The 6000-nt window shown below is 59.9% G+C and carries 6 protein-coding genes, 1 tRNA gene and 1 pseudogene; 4 read left to right on the top strand and 4 right to left on the bottom strand.

Annotated features, from left to right (window positions below; translation table 11 throughout):
• From LQ220_RS12500 to LQ220_RS12485, 4 genes and pseudogenes are all read right to left on the bottom strand, one after another.
• Positions 1–561: pseudogene (locus LQ220_RS12500) on the bottom strand (hypothetical protein); the annotation flags it as partial.
• A 113-nt stretch (positions 562–674) separates the two neighbouring features.
• Complete coding sequence (locus LQ220_RS12495; protein ID WP_230188612.1) at positions 675–872, bottom strand: AlpA family phage regulatory protein; 198 nt, start codon at positions 870–872, stop codon at positions 675–677.
• 74 nt (positions 873–946) lie between these two features.
• Positions 947–1843, bottom strand: coding sequence for a hypothetical protein (locus LQ220_RS12490; protein ID WP_230188611.1), 897 nt, complete (start codon positions 1841–1843; stop codon positions 947–949).
• Between the two features lie 199 nt (positions 1844–2042).
• Positions 2043–2119 (bottom strand) — tRNA-Pro (locus LQ220_RS12485).
• 241 nt (positions 2120–2360) lie between these two features.
• Between LQ220_RS12485 and yajC the strand changes: the two genes are divergently transcribed.
• The 4 genes from yajC (at position 2361) to LQ220_RS12465 (ending at position 5808) form a co-directional block, all read left to right on the top strand.
• Positions 2361–2708, top strand: coding sequence for a preprotein translocase subunit YajC (yajC, locus tag LQ220_RS12480; protein WP_230188610.1), 348 nt, complete (start codon positions 2361–2363; stop codon positions 2706–2708).
• Between the two features lie 4 nt (positions 2709–2712).
• Positions 2713–4314: a protein translocase subunit SecD gene (gene secD, locus LQ220_RS12475; protein ID WP_230188609.1), complete on the top strand. Its 1602-nt coding sequence runs from the start codon at positions 2713–2715 to the stop codon at positions 4312–4314.
• A gap of 122 nt (positions 4315–4436) precedes the next feature.
• Positions 4437–5408, top strand: coding sequence for a protein translocase subunit SecF (secF, locus tag LQ220_RS12470; protein WP_230188608.1), 972 nt, complete (start codon positions 4437–4439; stop codon positions 5406–5408).
• A 22-nt stretch (positions 5409–5430) separates the two neighbouring features.
• Positions 5431–5808 carry an Mth938-like domain-containing protein gene (locus tag LQ220_RS12465; protein WP_290369040.1) on the top strand — a complete coding sequence of 126 codons (378 nt, stop codon included), beginning with the start codon at positions 5431–5433 and terminating at the stop codon, positions 5806–5808.
• The last annotated feature ends 192 nt before the right edge of the window (positions 5809–6000 follow it).

Here is a 6000-nt window from a genome sequence, read left to right as displayed (position 1 = left end):
ATATGATCTCAACTTCACGTAGCTTGCCGATGATCTCTTCCGGCTTGTGCTTCTTGCTTGGCATTCAATGTCCCCTTCGTGGTCCAGACTATCATAGTCTCTGGGCCACTCAGCGGGGGGCAGATCAATCTCCCGGCGCTGGCGTGGTCGATCGTAAAGGCCATGTTCTACGATCCAGTCCTGGATCACCCCGTCGATGGCATCCTGCAACCGGCTATCGAGCCGACGTGCTGCGATGGGATCAAGATGCGCGGTAACATGGGGGGCTTCAATCAGCCCGCCCAGCGGGAAAGAGGTGTGGCCCGCGTCCTGCAACGGGCCATCTATCCGCAAGGTCGATACGACGCCACGGTGGGTATGCAGAACGGGACGTTCGTTCAGCGTCCATTGAATGATCGAGCAACGGTAGGTTTCGCCATCGTCATCGAACGGCAGCAGCCGCTCGATCAGCGGCTCGACGATGGGCGCAAGCCGCTTTTGGACCGTGAAGCGCAGCGTGACATACGATCGGCCTGCCCGCCAGGCGGCCAGGCGATCGACGGTGTTGCGGATTGAAGGCATGGGTCATCCTTTCGTGAAATCACGATTGCGGAGGTTCTTGTGTGCGGGGAGATTCAGCCGCGACCGGACCGCCCATCGATCAGGCTAAGGCCGGGCAGTGTCTGGGTTTTGATTCAGTCGCGGCGGGGCTGAAGGCTGTTCAGCCAGTCCTCGACATCGCCAGATTTCCATCGGATCTTGCCCGCGCCGATGTGGCAGGGACTGGGAAAGCTGCCGTTGCGGGCGCGGCGATAGAGAGTGGTTCGGGATTTGAAGCCTGTGACGTTGAGCACGTCCACGACAGTCAAAAGCTGGTTTCGATCAGGGGGCATGAGGGGCGTCCTTTCCACTGGTTGGAATGCAGGACGTGGCTCCGGGAGGCGCTGGAAGCTATTCAGTTCCGCATTCACGGGAATTCATGCATGGGCAGTTGGCGCAGATAATTGTTGAAAGCGGGATAGACGCCCGCATGGATTTTTTCCATTCGGCTATCGCTAATGCTTTCTTTGCGAAGGACTTCCTTCTTCCGCTCGAAGGTCAGTCCGTCGAGTTCGGGGCGTCGCAAGGCTATGATGATTTGGATAGCTTCGCGGAAGGAGTTTGCACGCGGGTCTGCTTCGGAATGGGCAAGAAGCCATGTCATGCGGCGGTCGAATAAATCGCGGTCGGCGGTGTCGAGCAATGTTCTGGAGGTAACGAGGGCAGGGGCAACGCGACCGCCCAGCTTGACCAGCAATTCGCTCATGGGAATTGGACGGTGCGGAATGCATTGCCAAAGGTTTTGATCCCGGCTGACAATGAGAAGCGTGCCATGATCGGCAAGAAATGCGCGAAGGGCGCTCTTCGTAACAGGTTTAAGGTTCCCATCGGGAAGGCGCTCGACGCAGGGGATGTCGCCGCTGGCGATCTGTTTCCGAAAGTCGTCAAGCGCCCGCAGATTACGTGCAAGCGTTTCATCCGGCTCGGTAAGGATTTCCTCGATTTCCGGTTCATCGCGCACCTTGGCGCGTTTGCGCGCCCATATGAAGGTGCCGCCTCCGGCAAAAAGCAGAACCAAGCCGCCGCCGTATGTGATCCGATCCTGAGCAGCGATCAGGACCACAGCTAGCAATACGACCACCACCGAGGCTAATTGCGCAAAGTGGAGTCCATTGCGACGTTTGCGTCCGCGCCTTGCCGCTGATGCCATCGCGTCGCGAACCGTATCCGAGATGACGGTTTGCAGGGACGTTCCTGCGGGTTGCCTCAGAAACGCAATATAGCCATCCCGAATTTTGACAAACTCGGCGGGGCGAAGAGGCAAGGGTTCTCGCATCTATCCGCTGGCATAAGCACCGGGAGGCGAATCTTCAATCCGGAGGGTGTCCGCGATGTTCAATATCGGCGCGTCATGATGCGCAGCGTAGCCGGTGTCCAAAATAATTTTGCACCACCAGCGCACCACCAGAGCGATTTTGGCGGCCCCCGGCGGGGTAAAAATATCGGCTAAGTCATTGAAATCTTGGTCGGGACGAGAGGATTCGAACCTCCGACCCCCACACCCCCAGTGTGATGCGCTACCAGGCTGCGCTACGTCCCGACCGGAGGGCGGCGTTTAGGCGGATGTGGGGGAAGATGCAAGGGGGTCTCATAGCTTCTTGTTCGCTGCGTGATATTCCCGCCTTGTCCGTTTTGACCTATCGGCTTTTCCGCCCGAACTGCTGACGATCCTGCTATTGATGTTGCCTCCTACGCACCGTTTGTGTTAGCCGCGCGCCCTTGGTCCTGTGGTATCTCGTGCCACAGGTCCGCGCATTTTTCTCAGACTTGAAAGTGTCTTCATGTTCATCACCCCTGCCTTTGCCCAAGCCGCCGCATCGGGCACCGGCTCTTCGGGCGGGACTGCCGGGATCATTGCGAATGTCCTGCCGCTGGTTCTGATCTTCGTCGTGTTCTATTTCCTGCTCATCCGTCCGCAGCAAACGCGGATGAAAAAGCACAAGGCAAAGCTGGACGCGGTAAAGAAGAACGATCAGGTCATCACTGGCGGCGGCTTGGTTGGCAAAGTGGTGCGGGTCGACGACCTGTATGTCGATGTGGAGCTGGCGCCGGGTATGAAGGTGCGCGCGGTCAAGGCAACATTGTCTGACGTGATCGACCCCGTGACTGCAAAACCGGCGAACGACTAACCCTATGCTGACCTTTCCGCGTTGGAAGATAACGCTCATTCTGTTGACGCTGGGTATCGGCATTTTGTGCGCGATCCCCAGCTTCTTGCCCGAACGCATTACCAATCAGTGGCCAAAGGCCATGCAGGTGCGCGTCAATCTGGGCCTTGATCTGTCGGGCGGCAGCCACTTGCTGCTGGAGGCAAGCACCGATGACGTGACCAAGGCGCGCCTGACCAACATGGAAGATCAGATTCGCACGGAATTGCGCCGGGGCGATCCGCGAATCGCGATTGGTGACATTTCGCGGCGCGACGGCAAACTGTCCTTCATGGTCCGCAATCCTGCACAGGTCGATGCCGCCGTGGAGCGCATTCGTCCGCTGACGCAGGGCGCAGGGATGACCGGGCAGCGCGATTTCGACGTGACGGTGGTGGACAGCAGCACGATCGTCCTCAGCCCGACCGATGCAGGCATCGCTGCTTCGGTCAACAGCGCGATGGAAGTCGCCACCGAAGTCATCCGCAAGCGCATCGACGAACTGGGCACGCGCGAGCCGAGCATCGTGCGACAGGGCGACAATCGCATCGTTGTTCAGGTGCCGGGTCTGCAAGACCCCAAGCAGCTCAAGGATCTACTGGGTCAGACCGCCAAACTGGAATTCAAGCTGGTCGATTTCACGGCCAACCCGGCCGAAGTGGGGCAGGGCCGCGCGCCGGTGGGCAGCGAAGTGCTGCCATATCCCACCAATCCCTCGGGCGTACCGTTTATCGCGGTGAAGCGTCAGGTAATGGTGTCGGGCGACGAACTGACCGACGCGACGCAGGTGTATGAGCAGCAAGGCAATCTGCCCGCAGTCTCGATCCGCTTCAACGCATCGGGTGGCCGCAAATTCGGCAAGGTGACGAGTGAAAACGTCAACCGCCCGTTCGCGATCATTCTGGACGGCAAGGTGCTGTCCGCGCCGAACATCAACGAACCCATTCTGGGCGGCACCGCGCAGATCAGTGGCAGCTTCACGGTGGAAAGCGCGAACCAGCTTGCGATTGCGCTCCGCTCGGGCAAGCTGCCCGTCGCGCTGAAGGTCGTGGAAGAACGGACCGTCGGGCCGCAGCTTGGCGCGGACTCGATCCGGGCCGGTATCATCGCATCGGTCGTCGCTGCCAGTGCCGTCGCGATCTTCATGTTCCTAAGCTACGGTCGGTTCGGCATGTATGCGAACATGGCCGTGGTCATCAATATCCTGGTCATCCTGGGCGTGATGGGTTTGCTCAACGCAACGCTGACTCTGCCGGGCATCGCCGGGTTCGTGCTGACCATCGGTACGGCGGTGGACGCCAACGTGCTGATCTACGAACGTATTCGCGAAGAGCGACGGCGCGGGCGCGGCGTGGTGCAATCGGTCGAATTCGGCTACAAGGAAGCGACCCGCACGATTTTCGAAGCGAACGTGACGCATGCCATCGCTGGCGGCATCATGCTTGCTTTGGGGTCCGGCCCGGTCAAGGGTTTCGCCATCGTGCTGCTGATCGGTATTGCAACCTCGGTGTTTACCGCAGTGACCTTCACCCGTCTGGTGGTGGCGACATGGCTCCGCCGTGCCCGCCCGGCCGATTTGAATATTTGATATGACAATCCCTCTCCCCCCGTTCGGGCTGAGCCTGTCGAAGCCTTGTTCTTCCTTTCAAGAAGAGCAGCCCTTCGACAAGCTCAGGGCGAACGGCGGCAAGGTGAGATCGGAATAACGCAATGAAACTCCTCAAATTCGTTCCCGACAATACGAACATCGGCTTCGTCCGCGTTCGCAAGATTGCCTTTGCGATCACCGCGATCCTGACGGTGCTGGCGGTCGCGGCGGTCGGTGTGCGCGGCCTCAACATGGGCGTCGATTTTGTCGGCGGCCTTATGGTCGAAGCGAAATTCGCTTCGCCGCCACCGCTCGACAAGGTGCGCAGCGATATCGACGCGATGAATGTCGGCGAAGTCTCGTTGCAGCAGTTCGGCGATCCGCGCACTGTGTCGATCCGTCTGCCCTTGCCTGAAAGCACGGACGACGGCGCGACCGACAAGCTGGTGCGTCAGGTGCAATCGACCGTTGAAGCCAAATATCCCGGCGTGACCTTCAGCCGTTACGACGCGGTGTCGGGCAAGGTTTCGGGCGAGTTGATCCAGAACGGTATTCTCGCGGTGCTGCTCGCGGTGGTCGGCATCGCGGTGTTCTCGTGGTTCCGCTACGAATGGCAGTTCGGCGTCTCGACGTTCGTTGCGATCATGCACGACGTGCTGATGACGCTCGGCTTCTTCGCGATCACGCGGCTGGAATTCGACCTCAATATCGTGGCCGCCGTGCTGACCATCGTGGGCTACTCGATCAACGACAAAATGGTAATCGACGACCGTATCCGCGAAAACATGCGCAAATATCGCAAGATGGACATGAAGTCGCTGATCGACTTGTCCGTCAACGAAACGCTGCCGCGCACGGTGATGACGTCGGTAACGGTTATGCTGGCGCTCGGCGCGTTGCTGGCGTTCGGCGGGCATGTGCTGCGTGGCTTCTCGGCGGCGATGATGCTGGGCATCGTCATCGGCACCTACTCTTCGGTTTATGTGTCGTCCTCGCTGCTCATCAGCCTTGGCCTGAAGCCCGAACCTGCCGAAAAGAAGTCTGGCGGCATATCGTCGAAGGCCGAGCGCGTAGGCGACGGCGCGAAGCCCTGATCGATCGCACATGACGACCGGAATGGAAATGCGGCGGGACGGCGGCTATGCTGGCCCGCGCATCACCGGCTTTACCGGGCGCGGTTTCCGCCTGCAGGAAACTGTGTTTCCCGGTGGCGTGTTGCTCAGCCCGACCGAAGCATGGCCGTGGGACGACGCTCCGGCCGCCGAAGCGATCACGCTGGAGGCCTTGGGGCCGCTCGCGACGCTGGAGCCTGTTCCCGAATTTCTGCTGCTCGGCACCGGCATCGGCCTGATCCAGCCGCCTCGCGCCTTCGTCCGCGCGATGGAAGCCCGCGGAGTTGGCGTCGAAGTCATGGACAGCCGCGCCGCCGCGCGCGCCTGGGGCGTGCTGCGGTCGGAGGATCGGCAGGTCATTGCGGCATTGATGGCGTTGTAGGGTGGGTAGCGTGCGGTCTGATTTCAATGCCGCAAATTACTCTGAGCGACTTAAAGAAAGCCACTTGTGTCAATCCGTTGGCGGTTTTCTGCGAAACAATCGGGGATACGTTAGTGCTTGGGGATTCTTGTATCTCCGGATGAAGCGCAGTGCTCTGGGTCTTCCGCGCGACCGTCGATAAATAGCTCTTCC

Source organism: Sphingobium sp. CECT 9361 (assembly GCF_918741285.1).
Classification (GTDB): Bacteria; Pseudomonadota; Alphaproteobacteria; order Sphingomonadales; family Sphingomonadaceae; genus Sphingobium.
Note: the sequence above shows the minus strand (reverse complement) of the source record. Positions and strands in the feature narration are given on the sequence as shown.

Coding starts and splice junctions, on each gene's coding strand:
- secD (WP_230188609.1), top strand. CDS start 2,713: ATGCTGACCTTTCCGCGTTGGAAGATAACGCTCATTCTGTTGACGCTG.
- LQ220_RS12465 (WP_290369040.1), top strand. CDS start 5,431: ATGGAAATGCGGCGGGACGGCGGCTATGCTGGCCCGCGCATCACCGGC.
- secF (WP_230188608.1), top strand. CDS start 4,437: ATGAAACTCCTCAAATTCGTTCCCGACAATACGAACATCGGCTTCGTC.
- yajC (WP_230188610.1), top strand. CDS start 2,361: ATGTTCATCACCCCTGCCTTTGCCCAAGCCGCCGCATCGGGCACCGGC.
- LQ220_RS12495 (WP_230188612.1), bottom strand. CDS start 872: ATGCCCCCTGATCGAAACCAGCTTTTGACTGTCGTGGACGTGCTCAAC.